At 72.2% G+C, this 14,984-nt stretch carries 15 protein-coding genes; 6 read left to right on the top strand and 9 right to left on the bottom strand.

Annotation, left to right across the window (positions count from 1 at the left end; translation table 11 throughout):
- Window positions 1-4: 4 nt before the first annotated feature.
- Entirely contained in the window at window positions 5-1,438 is a 1,434-nt protein-coding gene (gene argH / locus ABZ454_RS18665; RefSeq protein ID WP_359539239.1) for an argininosuccinate lyase, read from the bottom strand.
- Window positions 1,439-1,820: 382 nt separating this feature from the next.
- On the opposite strand from argH, the gene ABZ454_RS18660 reads away from it, so the two are divergent.
- Window positions 1,821-2,414: a pyridoxamine 5'-phosphate oxidase family protein gene (locus ABZ454_RS18660; RefSeq protein WP_359539236.1), complete on the top strand. Its 594-nt coding sequence runs from the start codon at window positions 1,821-1,823 to the stop codon at window positions 2,412-2,414.
- Window positions 2,415-2,478: 64 nt separating this feature from the next.
- Window positions 2,479-3,177 carry a L,D-transpeptidase family protein gene (locus ABZ454_RS18655; RefSeq protein WP_359539234.1) on the top strand — a complete coding sequence of 233 codons (699 nt, stop codon included), beginning with the start codon at window positions 2,479-2,481 and terminating at the stop codon, window positions 3,175-3,177.
- Between the two features lie 2 nt (window positions 3,178-3,179).
- On the opposite strand, the gene ABZ454_RS18650 is transcribed toward ABZ454_RS18655, so the two are convergent.
- From ABZ454_RS18650 to argC, 5 genes are read right to left on the bottom strand one after another with little or no spacing between them, the layout of a single operon-like run.
- Window positions 3,180-3,716: an arginine repressor gene (locus ABZ454_RS18650; RefSeq protein ID WP_356317325.1), complete on the bottom strand. Its 537-nt coding sequence runs from the start codon at window positions 3,714-3,716 to the stop codon at window positions 3,180-3,182.
- Window positions 3,717-3,726: 10 nt separating this feature from the next.
- Complete coding sequence (locus ABZ454_RS18645; protein WP_359539232.1) at window positions 3,727-4,938, bottom strand: acetylornithine transaminase; 1,212 nt, start codon at window positions 4,936-4,938, stop codon at window positions 3,727-3,729.
- Complete coding sequence (gene argB / locus ABZ454_RS18640) at window positions 4,935-5,846, bottom strand: acetylglutamate kinase (RefSeq protein ID WP_356317329.1); 912 nt, start codon at window positions 5,844-5,846, stop codon at window positions 4,935-4,937. The genes ABZ454_RS18645 and argB overlap by 4 nt, the downstream gene beginning before the upstream one ends.
- Window positions 5,843-6,997, bottom strand: coding sequence for a bifunctional glutamate N-acetyltransferase/amino-acid acetyltransferase ArgJ (gene argJ, locus ABZ454_RS18635; protein ID WP_359539229.1), 1,155 nt, complete (start codon window positions 6,995-6,997; stop codon window positions 5,843-5,845). The genes argB and argJ overlap by 4 nt, the downstream gene beginning before the upstream one ends.
- A complete protein-coding gene (gene argC, locus ABZ454_RS18630; protein WP_356317333.1) occupies window positions 6,994-8,022 on the bottom strand; it encodes an N-acetyl-gamma-glutamyl-phosphate reductase in 1,029 nt (342 codons plus the stop codon). The genes argJ and argC overlap by 4 nt, the downstream gene beginning before the upstream one ends.
- 293 nt (window positions 8,023-8,315) lie before the next feature.
- Here argC and ABZ454_RS18625 point away from each other — a divergent pair, with 293 nt between their 5' ends.
- Complete coding sequence (locus ABZ454_RS18625) at window positions 8,316-8,555, top strand: TMEM175 family protein (protein ID WP_359539226.1); 240 nt, start codon at window positions 8,316-8,318, stop codon at window positions 8,553-8,555.
- Between the two features lie 93 nt (window positions 8,556-8,648).
- Window positions 8,649-9,386 carry an alpha/beta fold hydrolase gene (locus ABZ454_RS18620; protein ID WP_359539223.1) on the top strand — a complete coding sequence of 246 codons (738 nt, stop codon included), beginning with the start codon at window positions 8,649-8,651 and terminating at the stop codon, window positions 9,384-9,386.
- A gap of 81 nt (window positions 9,387-9,467) precedes the next feature.
- On the opposite strand, the gene rox is transcribed toward ABZ454_RS18620, so the two are convergent.
- The 3 genes from rox to ABZ454_RS18605 form a co-directional block, all read right to left on the bottom strand.
- Window positions 9,468-10,898 (bottom strand): rifampin monooxygenase, encoded by a 1,431-nt coding sequence (rox, locus tag ABZ454_RS18615; RefSeq protein WP_359539409.1) that lies wholly within the window; start codon window positions 10,896-10,898, stop codon window positions 9,468-9,470.
- Between the two features lie 327 nt (window positions 10,899-11,225).
- Window positions 11,226-12,872: a TlrC/CarA/OleB/SrmB family ABC-F type ribosomal protection protein gene (locus tag ABZ454_RS18610; RefSeq protein ID WP_359539221.1), complete on the bottom strand. Its 1,647-nt coding sequence runs from the start codon at window positions 12,870-12,872 to the stop codon at window positions 11,226-11,228.
- Between the two features lie 255 nt (window positions 12,873-13,127).
- The gene (locus tag ABZ454_RS18605; protein WP_356317341.1) at window positions 13,128-13,520 is read right to left on the bottom strand and encodes a DUF5997 family protein; all 393 of its coding nucleotides are present in this window, start codon (window positions 13,518-13,520) and stop codon (window positions 13,128-13,130) included.
- Between the two features lie 58 nt (window positions 13,521-13,578).
- Between ABZ454_RS18605 and ABZ454_RS18600 the strand changes: the two genes are divergently transcribed.
- Complete coding sequence (locus ABZ454_RS18600; protein ID WP_359539218.1) at window positions 13,579-14,388, top strand: LysR substrate-binding domain-containing protein; 810 nt, start codon at window positions 13,579-13,581, stop codon at window positions 14,386-14,388.
- Between the two features lie 63 nt (window positions 14,389-14,451).
- Complete coding sequence (locus tag ABZ454_RS18595) at window positions 14,452-14,964, top strand: DinB family protein (protein WP_359539215.1); 513 nt, start codon at window positions 14,452-14,454, stop codon at window positions 14,962-14,964.
- The last annotated feature ends 20 nt before the right edge of the window (window positions 14,965-14,984 follow it).

The following is a 14,984-nucleotide window of genomic DNA, read 5'->3' as shown; positions in this document are numbered from 1 at the left end:
CCGGCTACTCGCGGGCCGCCGCCCAGGCGTGCTGCGTCGCCAGGTCCGCCTTGACCTCGGCCAGCTGGACGGCGACGGCCGAGGGGGCCGTGCCGCCGCGGCCGTCGCGGGAGGCGAGCGCACCGGCCACGTTGAGGACCGTGCGGACCTCGGGCGTGAGGTGCTCGGAGATCTTCGCGAACTGCTCGTCGGTCAGCTCGTCGAGCTCGATGCCGTGGCTCTCGCACTCCTTGACGCACTCGCCCGCGACCTCGTGGGCGACCCGGAACGGCACGCCCTTCTTGACCAGCCACTCGGCGATGTCCGTGGCGAGCGAGAAGCCGGCCGGGGCCAGTTCCTCCATCCGCGCGCGGTTGACGGTGAGGGTGGCCATCATGCCGGTGAAGGCGGGGAGCAGGACTTCGAGCTGGTCGCAGGAGTCGAAGACGGGCTCCTTGTCCTCCTGGAGGTCGCGGTTGTACGCGAGCGGCAGGGCCTTGAGCGTGGCCATGAGGCCGGTCAGGTTGCCGATGAGCCGTCCCGACTTGCCCCGGGCCAGTTCGGCGATGTCGGGGTTCTTCTTCTGCGGCATGATCGAGGAGCCGGTGGAGAAGGCGTCGTGCAGGGTGACGAAGGAGAACTCCTTCGTGTTCCAGATGATGATCTCCTCGGCGATCCGGGAGAGGTTGACGCCGATCATCGCGGTGACGAACGCGAACTCGGCGACGAAGTCCCGCGAGGCCGTGCCGTCGATGGAGTTGCCCACCGAACCGCGCTCGAAGCCGAGGTCGGCGGCGACCGCCTCCGGATCGAGGCCGAGCGAGGAGCCGGCGAGCGCGCCGGAACCGTAGGGGGAGACCGCGGTCCGCTCGTCCCACTGACGCAGCCGCTCCGCGTCCCGGGACAGGGACTGCACATGGGCCAGGACGTGGTGGGCGAAGAGCACCGGCTGGGCGTGCTGGAGGTGCGTGCGGCCGGGCATGGCCACGTCCGGGTGGGCCTCGGCCAGGCCGACGAGGGCGTCCTGGAGCTCGGCGATCAGGCCGCCGATGATGCGGGCGTGGTCGCGCAGGTACATCCGGAAGAGCGTGGCGATCTGGTCGTTGCGGGACCGTCCGGCGCGCAGCTTGCCGCCGAGGTCGGGGCCGAGCCGCTCCAGCAGCCCGCGCTCCAGGGCGGTGTGGACGTCCTCGTCGGCGATGGTGCCGGTGAAGGAGCCGTCGGCGACATCGGCTTCCAGCTGGTCGAGCCCTGCGGTCATCCGCTCCAGCTCGTCCTCGGTGAGCAGGCCGGCCTTGTTGAGGACGCGTGCGTGGGCGCGGGAGCCGGCGATGTCGTAGGGCGCGAGCCGCCAGTCGAAGTGGACGGACGCGGACAGCCTGGCCAGCGCCTCGGCCGGACCGTCCGCGAAGCGGGCGCCCCAGAGACGTACGTCGCCGTTGCCGTTGCCGTTGCTCACTGCGTGCTCCTCGGAAGAACCAGGGGGTGGGACGCGCGACCGCTTCCCCGTGCGCGTGCGACACGCTCGGACACGGATGCCTGCTCACGGCGCGATCCGCGGTGCGGCCACTGCCGCACTCACTATCAGGCATAACTATGCGGTCCTCTGTATGTTTTGTCAAAGCTGCCGGGCGGGACGCGACAGGCGGCTCACGCGTGTGCCCGGTGACGCCTCCCCCGGTACGGTCGGCGCTCGCACCCCGCGGGGGACCAGGAACGACGCCCTGACGGCGGCACGGCGACCGGCCGGCCGCGCGTCCTTGAAGGCTGCGCGCGCCCGGCCCCGTCCCACCGGTTGAAATGCTCCCGCCGATCCAGGAGTTGCAGCCGATAATCGGGCCATGGGAAAGACGTACGCACGCATGGACGGGCGACTGCGCGCCTTCATCGAGGAGCAGCGCATCTTCTTCACGGCGACCGCGCCGCTCGACGGGGAGGGCACGGTCAACCTCTCCCCCAAGGGCGTCAGTGGCTCGTTCACCGTGCTGGACGAGCAGCGGGTGGCCTATCTGGACTTCGCGGGGAGCAACGCGGAGACCGTGGCGCATCTGCGCGAGAACGGCCGCATCACCCTGATGTGGTGCGCCTTCCAGGGGCCGCCGAACATCGTGCGGGTGCACGGCCGCGGAGAGCCGGTCTTCCGTGACGACCCCCGGTTCCCGGAGCTGCTCGGGCGGTTCGAGGGGGTGGACCCCTCCTCGCACGGGCTGCGGGCGATCATCGTGGTGACGGCCGACCTGATCCGGGACACCTGCGGGTACGGCGTCCCGTTCATGTCGTACGACGAGGACCGGACGCTGCACGCGCAGCGATTCGCGCGGGAGGACGACGCCTCGCTCAGCGCCTACTTCGCGAAGAAGGAGTACATCGCCAGCAGCATCGACGGCCTGCCGGGGCTGCCGCTCCCGTTGCCGGCCATGCCGCCCTCGCCCTGAGCGGCTGGGCCGTACGGAGCAGGCCCGCAGGTGGTCACGCGGCAGCCGGTCTACGGTCCGGGGCATGCGCGGACTTCTGGTGACCGGTGCGGTCCTGCTCTCTCTCGCCGGCCTCGTCGGGGCCCGTCCCCCGGCGGTGGCGCTGCCGCTGCGGATGGCCGACACGGGCGGCGGCAGCCAGCTCATCACGGCCGAGGCGGCCGGGAGCGGGTCCACCACGGGCACGGTCACCTGGTGGAGTCTGCGGGCCGGCCGCTGGGTGGCGGCCGGATCGGTGCCCGCCCGCTTCGGGGCGAACGGGCTGGCCGAGGGGGCTTCCCGCAAGCAGGGCACGCACACGACACCCACCGGGCTGTACGACCTGCCGTACGCCTTCGGGGTCGAGGCGGCCCGCCCCGGGACCCGCTATCCGTACCGCCGGGTCAACGACCGGTCGTGGTGGTGCCAGGACAACGCGGCGCGTGCCTACAACCGGTGGGTGGAGCCCCGCCCCGCCGACTGCCGGGCCGCCGAGGCCGAGCACCTGATCACGTACCCGGCGCAGTACGCCCGGGCGCTGGTCGTCGGGTACAACTACCACCGGCCGGTACGGGGCCGGGGTGCCGGGATCTTTCTCCACGTCAACGGACGCGGAGCGACCGCCGGCTGCGTCTCCGTTCCGGCGGCCGCGATGGACCGGATCCTGGCCTGGGCCGATCCGGCCCGCCGTCCGCATCTCGCGATCGGGACCCGCTCGGGCCCGACCGCGATCATCCGCTACTGACGTCAGCGCTCGTTCTGCGCGAGCCTCAGCAGATGGTCGGCGAGCGCCTGCCCGCCGGCCGGGTCGCGGCTGATCAGCATGAGCGTGTCGTCGCCGGCGATGGTGCCGAGGATGTCGTGCAGCTCGGCCTGGTCGATCGCCGAGGCGAGGAACTGGGCGGCGCCCGGGGGCGTGCGCAGCACCACGAGGTTGGCCGAGGCCTCCGCCGAGATCAGCAGTTCGGAGGAGAGGCGGCGCATCCGCTCCTCCTTGGCCGAGCCGCCCAGCGGGGCCTGCGGGGTACGGAATCCGCCCTCGCTCGGCACCGCGTAGATCAGCTCGCCGCCGGTGTTGCGGATCTTCACCGCACCGAGTTCGTCCAGGTCCCGGGAGAGCGTGGCCTGGGTGACGCTCAGCCCGTCGTCCGCGAGGAGCTTGGCCAACTGGCTCTGCGAGCGCACCGGCTGCCGGTTCAGGATGTCCACGATCCGGCGGTGGCGTGCGGTGCGGGTCTGCGGCACGGACGGCCCACCGTGCTCGGAATCCTGCGCCTCGGTCATCGTCGTCGCCTCATTCTCCGGTGTGTCCCTCTCCGGATCGTCCGTCCCCGTAAGCCGCGTCGAGGGCGCCCGGCAGCGCCTGGAGGAACGCGTCGACCTCCGCCTCACCGATGATCAGCGGCGGCATCAGCCGTACGACATCGGGGGCGGGCGCGTTGACCAGGAGTCCGGCTCCCTGAGCCGCCTGCTGCACCTGGGGTGCGAGGGGCTCGGTGAGCACGATACCCAGCAGCAGGCCGGAGCCGCGGACGTGGGAGACCAGCGGGTGGCCCAGACCCTCCACGCCGTCGCGGATCTGCTCGCCGAGCCGCTTCACGGTGTCCAGCGCCCCGTCGGCGGCCAGGGTGTCCAGGACCGCGAGACCGGCGGCGCAGGCGATCGGGTTGCCGCCGAACGTCGTGCCGTGCTGGCCGGGTCCGAGCAGATCGGCTGCCGCACCGAACGCCACCGTGGCTCCGATCGGCAGTCCGCCGCCCAGCCCCTTGGCGAGCGTGACCAGATCGGGCTCCACGCCCTGGTGGGCCTGGTGCTCGAACCAGGTGCCGCACCGGCCGACGCCGGTCTGCACCTCGTCGAGGACGAGGAGGGTACCGGTGGCCCGGGTGATCTCCCGGGCGGCCTCCAGGTAGCCCTTCGGCGGCACGACCACACCGTTCTCGCCCTGCACCGGCTCGATGATCACCAGAGCGGTGTCGGTGGTCACCGCGGCCCGCAGCGCCTCGGCGTCCCCGTACGGGACGTGCGTGACGTCACCGGGCAGCGGGACGAACGGCTCGCGCTTCGCGGGCTGGCCGGTCAGGGCGAGAGCCCCCATGGTCCGGCCGTGGAAACCGCCGTCGGTGGCGACCATGTGGGTGCGGCCGGTCAGCCGGCCGATCTTGAACGCGGCTTCGTTGGCCTCGGCGCCCGAGTTGGAGAAGTAGACCTTGCCCGTGCGGCCGAAGAGCTGGAGCAGCCGTTCGGCGAGGGCGACGGGCGGCTCGGCGACGAAGAGGTTGGAGACGTGGCCGAGGGAGGCGATCTGGGTGGAGACCGCCTCGACGACCGCGGGATGGGCGTGGCCCAGCGCGTTCACCGCGATGCCGCCGACGAAGTCGAGGTACCGGGTGCCGTCGGCGTCCCACACGTGGGCGCCTTCGCCGCGGACGAGGGGCAGTCGAGGGGTGCCGTAGTTGTCCATCAGCGCGTGCTGCCAGCGCTGGACGAGTTCCTGGTTGCTCATGACTCCCCCTGTGTTCCGGCTGCGTCGGGCACGACCATCGTGCCGATTCCCTCGTCGGTGAAGATCTCCAGCAGGATCGAGTGCTGGACCCGGCCGTCGATGACCCGGGCGGTCTCCACGCCGTTGCGCACGGCGTGCAGGCAGCCCTGCATCTTGGGCACCATGCCGCTGGAGAGTTCCGGCAGGAGCTTCTCCAGTTCGGTGGCGGTGAGGCGGCTGATCACGTCGTCGCTGTGGGGCCAGTCCTCGTAGAGGCCCTCGACGTCGGTCAGGACCATCAGCGTCTCCGCGTTCAGCGCGGCGGCGAGTGCGGCGGCCGCGGTGTCGGCGTTGACGTTGTAGACGTGGTTGTCCTCCGCCGAACGGGCGATGGAGGAGATGACCGGGATGCGGCCGTCGTCCAGCAGCGCCTGGATGGCCCCGGTGTCGATCGCGGTGATCTCGCCGACCCGGCCGATGTCGACGGCCTCGCCGTCGATCAGCGGGCGGTGCTGGGTCGCGGTGATGGTGTGCGCGTCCTCGCCGGTCATGCCGACGGCGAGCGGGCCGTGCTGGTTGAGCAACCCGACGAGCTCGCGCTGGACCTGGCCGGCGAGCACCATCCGTACGACGTCCATCGCCTCGGGCGTGGTGACGCGGAGCCCGGCCTTGAACTCGCTGACGAGGCCCTGCTTGTCGAGCTGGGCGCTGATCTGGGGCCCGCCGCCGTGCACGACGACGGGCTTGAGGCCGGCGTGGCGCAGGAACACGACGTCCTGGGCGAAGGCCGCCTTCAGCTCTTCGTCGATCATGGCGTTGCCGCCGAACTTGATGACGACGGTCTTGCCGTTGTGCCGGGTCAGCCAGGGCAGTGCCTCGATGAGGATCTGCGCCTTCGGGAGTGCGGTGTGCTTCCGCGCGGCGGTCATGAGCTGTACGCGCTGTTCTCGTGGACGTAGTCCGCGGTGAGGTCGTTGGCCCAGATGACGGCCGACTCGGCGCCCGCGGAGAGGTCCGCGGTGATCTTGACCTCCCGGTAGCGCATGTCGACGAGATCGCGGTCCTCGCCGACCGCGCCGTTCTTGCAGACCCAGACGTTGTTGATGGCGACGTTCAGAAGGTCCGGCTCGAAGGCGGCCTTCGTCGTGCCGATGGCGGACAGCACCCGGCCCCAGTTGGGGTCCTCGCCGTGGATGGCGCACTTGAGGAGGTTGTTACGGGCGATGGAGCGGCCCACCTCCACGGCGTCGTCCTCGCTCGCGGCGTTCACGACCTCGATCCGGATGTCCTTGGAAGCGCCCTCCGCGTCACCGATCAGCTGCCGGGCGAGGTCGTCGCAGACGGCCCGTACGGCCTCGGCGAACTCCCCCTGCTCCGGGGTGATTCCGCTGGCCCCCGAGGCCAGCAGCAGCACGGTGTCGTTGGTGGACATACAGCCGTCGGAGTCGACCCGGTCGAAGGTGGTCCGGGTCGCGTCGCGCAGTGCGGCGTCGAGCGCGGGGGCCGCGACGTCGGCGTCGGTGGTGAGGACGACGAGCATCGTGGCCAGGCCGGGGGCGAGCATGCCCGCGCCCTTGGCCATGCCGCCGACGGTCCAGCCCTCGCCGCCCGCGACGGCCGTCTTGTGGACGGTGTCGGTGGTCTTGATGGCGATGGCGGCCTTCTCGCCACCGTGCTCGCTCAGGGCGGCCGCGGCCTTCTCGATGCCGGGCAGCAGCTTGTCCATGGGCAGGGGCAGACCGATGAGCCCGGTCGAGGCGACGGCGATCTCACCGGCGCTGTGGCCTTCGAGCACCTCGGCCGCCTTCTCGGCGGTGGCGTGGGTGTCCTGGAAGCCCTGCGGTCCCGTACAGGCGTTGGCGCCGCCGGAGTTGAGGACGACGGCGGTGACCTCGCCGCCCTTGAGGACCTGCTCCGACCACAGGACGGGAGCGGCCTTGACACGGTTGGAGGTGAAGACGCCCGCGGCGGCGCGACGCGGACCGTTGTTGACCACGAGGGCCAGGTCCGGGTTGCCGCTGTCCTTGATCCCCGCGGCGATGCCCGCCGCGGTGAATCCCTGTGCTGCCGTGACGCTCACGGTGCCACTCCGATCGTGGAAAGTCCGGTGTCCTCGGGAAGTCCGAGGGCGATGTTCATGCTCTGCAGGGCGCCGCCCGCGGTGCCCTTGGCGAGGTTGTCGATGGCGCTGATCACGATGACGCGGCCGGCCGCCTCGTCGTACGCGACCTGGATCTGCACGGCGTTGGAGCCGTACACGGCGGCGGTCGCGGGCCACTGGCCCTCGGGAAGCAGATCGACGAACGGCTCGTCGGCGTAGGCCTTCTCGTACGCGGCGCGCAGCGACTCGGCGCTCACGCCGGGCTTCGCCTTCGCGCTGCACGTGGCGAGGATGCCGCGGGGCATCGGCGCCAGGGTCGGGGTGAAGGACACGGTGACCGGTTCACCGGCGGCGGCACTGAGGTTCTGGATCATCTCCGGCGTGTGCCGGTGGACACCGCCGACGCCGTACGGCGACATGTTGCCCATCACCTCGGAGCCGAGCAGATGCGGCTTGGCCGCCTTGCCCGCGCCCGAGGTGCCGGAGGCGGCGACGATCACGGCCTCGGGCTCGGCGAGGCCGGCCGCGTACGCCGGGAAGAGCGCCAGCGACACGGCGGTCGGGTAGCAGCCGGGCACCGCGATGCGCCTGCTCCCCGCCAACGCGGCCCGTCGGCCGGGCAGCTCGGGCAGACCGTAGGGCCAGGTCCCGGCGTGCGGCGAGCCGTAGAACTTCTCCCAGTCAGCGGCGTCCTCGAGCCGGAAGTCGGCTCCCATGTCGACCACGAGCACCTCGTCGCCGAGCTGCTCCGCCACGGCGGCCGACTGCCCGTGCGGCAGGGCGAGGAAGACCACGTCGTGCCCGGCGAGCACCTCGGGTGTGGTCGGCTGGAGCACCCGGCCGGCCAGCGGTCGCAGATGCGGCTGCAGGGCGCCGAGCGGCTGACCCGCGTTGGAGTTCGCCGTAAGGGCCCCGATCTCGACCTCGGGGTGGACCAGCAGAAGGCGGAGCAGTTCCCCGCCGGCGTATCCGCTCGCCCCTGCCACCGCTGCGCGTACCACCATCGAAACCCTCCTCGTTGATGGCATGACTATACGCATCCCTGCACTTTTATGCAAAGAGTTGCGATCATCCGGCGGCGTCAGCCGGGGCTCAGCGTTCCAGGGGCCCTGCGGCGTCTGGCCGGTCCCCTGTCGCTCCGGAGGTACGACAGCGCACACCCCCTCCTCGCCGGGCCGTTCGGATCAGGGGCCGGGGGGCGCGGGTGATCCGGAGGCGTGGCCCGCGGGGCGGGCGTAGAACGTCGGTCGGGTTGGCGCCATGGCCAAGGTGAGCGGGGACGTGCCGGCCGAGCCCGGTGGGGGCGGGGAGCCCGGAGCGGCTCGTGGCGTTGTCGGACGGGGTCTACGCGATCGCGATGACGCTGCTCGTGCTGAGCGCGTCCGGCTCGGGCGGCGCGCACGTCGGCGGGCACGGGCGTCCGGGCAGGGGCGTCCTCCTCGTCCCTGCGAGACGGGCGGTCCGTGGGTGCCACCCGGCGCCGGCCCGCGCGATCCGCCGGGTGCGTCCGGCCCCGGCCGCTCGTGAACACCGGTGAAATCACCGATGCCGCCCGCCCCGCGCGCCCCGACCCTGAACCGAGCAGGCATCTGCGTCCCCGCATCCCCACACCCCTGTCAGGAGCGCTCCCATGCGTCGTCGTTCACCCCGCCGGCTTCTCGGCGTTCTCGCGGCCGTCACAGTCGCGTTCACCCTGTTCGGCTCGACGTCGACGGCCGGCGCTGCCGACCGTGCACCCGCCGCGAAGTCCGCCGCCGCGGCAGCCGTGACGCCCCTGTCGACCAGCACCCCGGTCGTCTTCGTCCACGGGTACACCGGCAACGCCTCGAACTGGGTCACCGCCATGAGCGTGTTCCAGCTCAACGGCTGGTCGAGCTCCAAGCTCTTCGCCTACGAGTACAACTCCTACGGCAACAACGTCACCAACGCCCAGGGCCTCGCCTCCTTCGTCAACAACGTGAAGGCCCGGACCGGCGCGAGCAAGGTCGCGATCGTCAACCACTCGATGGGCGGCCTCGTCAGCCAGTACTACCTGAAGGTGCTGGGCGGCAACACCAGCGTCAGCCACCTCGCCTCCATCGCGGGCGCGAACCACGGGACCACCTTCGCCGGCGCCTGCCTGATCTACACGACCTGTCAGCAGATGTACCCGGGCTCGTCCTTCATCTCCCAGATCAGCGCGGGCGACGAGACGCCGGGTGACACCAGGTACGCCACCTGGTACTCGGCGTGCGACGGCGTCATCCTTCCGTACACCAGCACCCGGCTGAGCGGCGCGACGAACAACAACGTGCTCTGCCAGACCCACATCGGGTACCTGGCGGACACCGTCGTCCTGGGCCAGATCGCGCGTTTCGTCGCCTCCTGACCCGGCGCCGCAACCCGACGGTGTCCCGCCCCCGCCCTCTCCGGGCGCCGGGGCGGGACACACCGCCCGTGGGTGGCGCACTCAGTGGGCGGCGGCGCCGAACCACCGGGGCAGCCGGTCCAGCAGGGCCCGCTGGTCGTCACCGGCCCACGCCACGTGGCCGTCCGGGCGCAGCAGCACCGCGGCGACGTCCACATCCTCAACGGCGTCGACGACGTGGTCGACCCGGTCGGTCCAGCCCTCCACCGAGAGCCGGCCGGTCCGGTCGAGGAGCAGCCCGCGCCCCTGGTGCATCAGCGAGTAGAGGCGCCGCCCGCCCTTCAGCTCCACGTCCCGCATCCGCCGGCCGAGCAGTTCGTGGCCCTCGCCGAAGTCGTAGCGGATGTCGACCGCGGTGATCATCCCGGTCACGTACCGGTTCACTTCCTCGAAGCCCATCAGCTTCGTGAACAGCGCCCGCAGCGCGGTCGCACCCGGGTCGGTCCCCAGCAGCGTGATCTGCGCGCGGGTGTTGTCCAGCACGGCGGAGCCGACCGGGTGGCGCTCGGCGTGATAGCTGTCCAGCAGACCCTCCGGCGCCCACCCCTGGACGGTGGCGGCCAGCTTCCAGCCGAGGTTGAACGCGTCCTGGACGCCGAGGTTGAGGCCCTGCCCGCCCGTCGGCGGATGGATGTGCGCCGCGTCGCCGGCCAGCAGCACCCGCCCCACGCGGTAGCGCTCGGCCTGGCGGGTGGCATCGCCGAACCGGGACATCCAGCGCGGTGAGCGCACCCCGAAGTCGGTGCCCGCGACGGCCCGCAGCCGCTGCTTGAAATCCTCCAGCGTCGGCGGGGCCGTACGGTCCTCGGCGACCCCCTCGGCAGGCACGACCACGCGGCACACCCCGTCCACCGGAGGGCTGACGCCGAACCGCAGCTGGGTCCTGCGGACCTCCGCGACCACGGCGGCGACCTTCTCCGGGTCCTCGGCCACCTCCATCTCTCCCAGCAGGGTCTCGACCGTGGCGGGCTCCCCGGGAAAGCCGACGCCGACCAGCTTGCGCACCGCGCTGCGGCCTCCGTCGCACCCGACGAGGTAGCGCGAGCGCAGCCGTGTGCCGTCCGCCAGTTCGACGGTCACCCCGGCCTCGTCCTGGCTCACCCCCACCACTTCGCAGCCGCGCCGGATCTCGGTGCCGAGTTCCACCGCGCGCTCCTCCAGCAGCCGCTCCGTGACCGGCTGCGGAGTGGCGACGCCGTACGGGTGAGCCGTGTCCAGCCGCTCCGGCCACGCCGTGGCGATACCGCCGAAGAGACCGCCCACCTGGAACTTCTCACTCACCGCCAGGAACCGGTCCAGCAGGCCGCGCTGATCCAGCATCTCGACGCTGCGCGCGTGCAGCCCCTGCCCGCGGGACTCCCCCGTCGGTCCGGTCAGTTTCTCCAGTACGACCACGTGCACGTCGTGCAGCCGCAGCTCGGCGGCCAGCATCAAGCCGGTCGGTCCGCCGCCGACCACGATCACGTCCATCATCGAAACGCCCATTCAGCAGATCGGATTCGGGCCGGCCGCTCCGCGCGGTCCGGTTGCTCGTCCACCCGCCCGTCCGCCGGTGCTCCGCCGGTCCGACGGCCGGGCGCCCCTGGGCGACAACAGCGCACAGGAGGCGTGGACCCGCGCATTCCCGCAGGTCCTGGCCGAGGCCGATCATTCTGCGGCCCCCGGGGGGCCTTGCCGCAAGCCCCCCGGTGGGCTATACCTTGAGAGTGGCAGGGAGCGGGTTCGCTCCTTGCCTTTTCGTTTTCCGGCCCGGGCCGCGAGCGCCGGTGGCTCGCCGCCGAAGGCGCGGGCAGCCCGTGATCACGCCGCGCCGGTGACGGTTCCCTCCCTCAGCTCCAGCCGGCTGCCGGTGAACCGGGCCCGCATCCGGCGGTCGTGGGTGACCAGCACCAGCGCGCCCGCGTAGCCGGCGAGCGCCGCCTCCAGTTCCTCCACGAGCGCGGGCGAGAGGTGATTGGTCGGCTCGTCCAGCAGGAGCAGGTCCACCGGCTCGCTGACCAGCCGGGCGAGTTCGATGCGGCGCCGCTGGCCGTACGAGAGGTCCCCGACGCGCAGCCGCAGGACGTCCGGCTCGAACAGGCCGAGCGACAGCAGCCGGTCGGCGTGCTCGTCCCGGTCTCCGGTGCGGCCGTGGGCGAACGCCCCCAGTACGGACAGGCCCGGTGGCCAGGGCGTCTCCTCCTGCCGCAGGTGCCCCGCCCGGCCGGCGACCCCCACCGTGCCCGCGTCCGGACGGAGTTCGCCGGCCAGGACCCGCAGCAGGGTGCTCTTGCCGGCGCCGTTGGGTCCGGTGACCAGCAACCGTTCGGACGGGCCGACGCGCAGCTCCGGCACCTTCAGCCGGCCCTCGACGACCACGTCGTCCAGGGCCGCGGCCGGAGCCCCTGAAGGAGCGCCCGCGGTGGCGATCCGGGCCGTGAAGGACAGCGGGTCGGGCGGCGGTGCGACCGGGTTCGCGGTGAGCCGCTCGACCCGCTCCTTGGCGTTGCGGATGCGGCTCATCGCGCCGTGGGCCCGGCCGCGCGCACGGAACGCGCCGGCCCCGGAGCCCGGCTTGGTCAGCTTGCGCGGGATGGCGTCCAGGCGGACGGCGTTGGACGCGGACAGCCGGCGGCCGCGGTCGAGCGCGGCCCGCCACTCGTCGTACCGCTCCTGGCGCCGCCGGCGTTCGGCGGCCTTGGCCGTGCGGTATCCCGCGTAGCCGTTGCCGTGGCGTGAGACGCCGCCGCCGTCGACCTCCAGGACCGTGGTGGCGATCCGTTCCAGGAACACCCGGTCATGGGTGACGGCGACGACCGTTCCGCGGTGGGCCCGCAGATGGTCCTCCAGCCAGCCGACCGCCCGGTCGTCGAGATCGTTGGTCGGCTCGTCCAGCAGCAGCAGTTCGGGACGGGACGCGAGGGTCGCCGCCAGCGACAGCCGTGAGCGCTCACCGCCGGAGAGTGTCCGCAGCGGCCGGTCCCGGGACAGCCACGGCAGTCCGAGTCCGTGCATCGCGGCGTCCACCCGCGTGTCGGCGTCGTAGCCGTCGCGCGCCTCGTACTGCTCGATCAGGCGCGCGTAGGCGGCGAGGGCCGCCTCCAGTTCCGGGCCGGGCGGTGCTCCGGCCAGCGCGGACTCCGCCCGGCGGAGCTGGGTTTCGAGGGCGCGGAGCTCCCCCAGTGCCACGTCTACGGCGTCCTGGACCGTGGCCCCGTCAGCCGCCCCGAGGGCCTGGGCGAGGTACCCCGTCCCACCGGGAGCGACGACGGACACCTCGCCCGCGTCGGGCCGTTCCGCGCCCGCGAGGAGACGGAGCAGGGTGGACTTGCCCGCCCCGTTGTCACCGATGACTCCGGCCTTCTCACCGGGCGCGAGGCTGAACGAGACGTTGTGGAGCACGGTGCGATCGCCGTAACGCTTGGTGACGCCGTGCAGAGAGAGCTGTGCGCAGTGTGCTGGGTGCATGAACAAGCCCCTGTTCCCGGCCATGCCGGCAGAACGGATTCGAGACGAATCGGCACCACGGCGGCGGAGCTGAGCTCTACGCGGTCGTGGGCGGGGCGATCACAGCGTTCCCATGCGGACCACGGTACGCGGGGGCCCGTAGGACGTCATCCGGTTTTCGGACCGACGGCGCTCGCGCGGAAACGACGAGTGGGTGGCATGCGTCCCGGCGCGGAACGCGAGCCACCCACTCGGCGATGTCTTCGGGCCGAGGCGCTACTGGGACGCGTCCTTGCGCTGCGCGTTCCGCTCCTTGATGCGTACGGTTTCCTTCCGGACCTCCGCCTGCGTGGCCCGCTCCTTGCGCAGCCACTCGGGGTCGTCCTGCTTCAGGGCTTCGATCTGCTCCGTGGTGAGGGCGTCCGTGACGCCTCCGCGGGCGAGGCCGGAGATGGAGACGCCGAGCTTGGACGCGACCACCGGGCGGGGGTGCGGGCCGTCGCGTCGCAGATCCCGCAGCCACTCGGGCGGATCGGCCTGGAGGGCCGCCAGCTCGGCGCGCGAGACGACACCCTCCTGGAACTCGGTGGGGGTGGCCTCGAGGTACACACCCAGTTTCTTCGCCGCGGTCGCGGGCTTCATGGTCTGGGCGGTCTGGTGCGACGTCATGGTGTCAAGAGTATCGAGCGTGTGCGCCGCCTCTGACCACGACCGGTAACCTGGCGGAGTGACAGGCTCGGAAGTATCCCCTTCGTTCCGGCTCGCGTATGTCCCGGGGGTGACGCCCACCAAGTGGGTGCGTATCTGGAACGAGCGCCTGCCCGGCATCCCTCTTTCGCTCGTCGCGGTGCCCGCCGCCGAGGCGACGGAGCTGCTGCGCGGCGGTGGCGCCGACGCGGGTTTCGTCCGGCTGCCGGTGGACGGGACGGATCTCAGCGCGATTCCCCTCTACACCGAGCAGACCGTCGTCGTGATCCCCAAGGACCACGTGGCGGCCGCCGTCGACGGGCTCTCGCTCGCGGAGCTGGCCGACGAGATCGTGCTGCATCCGCTCGACGACACCCTCGGCTGGGAGCAGCTCCCCGGTAAGCCCGCCGTCGAGCGCCCGGCCACCACGGCGGACGCCGTGGAGCTGGTGGCCGCCGGGGTGGGTGTCCTCGTCGTCCCGCAGTCGCTCGCCCGTCTGCACCACCGCAAGGACCTCACCTACCGCCCGCTGTCGGACGCGCCCGAGTCGCGGATCGCCCTGTCCTGGCCCGAGGACAGGACCACCGACCAGGTGGAGGACTTCATCGGGATCGTCCGCGGGCGGACCGTGAACAGTTCGCGGGGCCGCGGTGCGACGCCCGCCGAGCAGCCGAAGTCGAAGGCGAAGCGCGCCGAGGACGGCGGTACGCGCCGCAAGCCCGCGGCAAGGACGTCGGCCGGGAAGAACCCGCGGGGCGGCTCCGGCGGGGCGAAGGGCGTGAAGGGCGGCGCGCGCGGCGCCAAGGGCGCTTCGGCGGCCAAGCGCGGAAAGCCGCGCCGGCGGCCGTAGGCCGAAGCCCCGGCCGGGGGTCACGGCGGCGTGATGTCAGACCCTTCTGGCAGCCTCGCGATCATGACGAACACCGCACGTCCGATGCCGCCCCTGAACGCCGACGAACGCACCGGTCTGGCCGCCTGGCTCGACTTCTACCGGGCCACGGTGGCCCTGAAATGCGAAGGCCTCAGCGACGAGCAGGTGCGCCGGACCTCGGTGGCGCCGTCGACGCTGACCCTGAGGGGACTCGTCCAGCACCTGACGGAGGTCGAGCGGAACTGGTTCGGCCGCGTGCTGACCGGCGAGGACGTGGCGCCCGCGTACGGCGCACCGGCCGGCCCGGACGGCCACGACGGAGGGTTCGACGTCTCCGACGACGAGACCTTCGCGGGAGCCCTCGCGCGCTGGCAGCAGGAGATCGCCGTGTCCCGGGCCAACTGCGCCGCGCGGTCGCTGGAGGACACGGCTCCCTTCATGGGAGCGGAGGTGAACCTGCGGTGGATCTACACGCACATGATCGGTGAGTACGCCCGTCACAGCGGCCATGCCGACCTGCTGCGGGAGCGGATCGACGGCAGCACGGGGGTGTGAGGGGGCGGGGCGTGCCGGGG

It is taken from the genome of Streptomyces sp. NPDC005803 (assembly GCF_040630435.1).
Taxonomy (GTDB): Bacteria; Actinomycetota; Actinomycetes; order Streptomycetales; family Streptomycetaceae; genus Streptomyces.
The sequence above is the reverse complement of the archived record's forward strand: the minus strand, read 5'-3'. Positions and strand labels throughout refer to the sequence as shown.